The sequence below is a fragment of the Streptococcus cristatus genome (genome assembly GCF_003943465.1).
GTDB lineage: Bacteria > Bacillota > Bacilli > Lactobacillales > Streptococcaceae > Streptococcus > Streptococcus cristatus_C.
The window spans coordinates 1-521 of the sequence record NZ_RJPR01000046.1 but is presented as its reverse complement, the minus strand read 5'-3'; the positions used below and the strand labels follow the sequence as shown (position 1 = coordinate 521).

General features: G+C 42.8%; 1 protein-coding gene. It reads right to left on the bottom strand.

What is annotated here, in order from left to right; all coding sequences use genetic code 11:
- Window positions 1–521, bottom strand: a 521-nt coding sequence (locus D8793_RS12020; protein ID WP_446677604.1) for a mucin-binding protein, incomplete at both ends; no start/stop codon positions are given.

Sequence of the window (521 nt, the reverse complement as noted above, 5' to 3'; positions counted from 1 at the left end):
GACGTTGATCTTCAGAATACGCGTGAATTTAGCGCTGTCTGTGAAGCTTGGTGCTGCTTCTTTACCATCTTCGTATACGTACTTGATCGTACGGCTCAATTCTTTCACAGCTTCTTGTTGAGCTGACTTGATCTTATCATCTGTCCACTTAGGTCCTTCTGGATTCTTAGGATCCATTGGATCGTTTGGTTTAGGCGGATTATTCGGATCGAATGGTACTACGCCTTCTTCCAATTGAACAGTGTAGTTTTGGTCCTTGCTTGCATCATCATCAAAGTTTTGTGGATCCTTGAACTCATCGTTCACAACCTTGTAACCTTGGTTGGTCAATTCTTTCAACTTCGCAAGGTATTGGTCACGGCTAATTGGTTCGCCTGACTTACCGCCTTCTGAGATCTTCGCCAATTCTTTCTTAGCTTGATCTACGAAGGTGATGGTTGCTTTTTGATCAGCCTTCTTGTAAGTTACGACTTCATCTGTTGCTTTTTGATCAGCCTTCTTGTAAGTTACGACTTCATCTG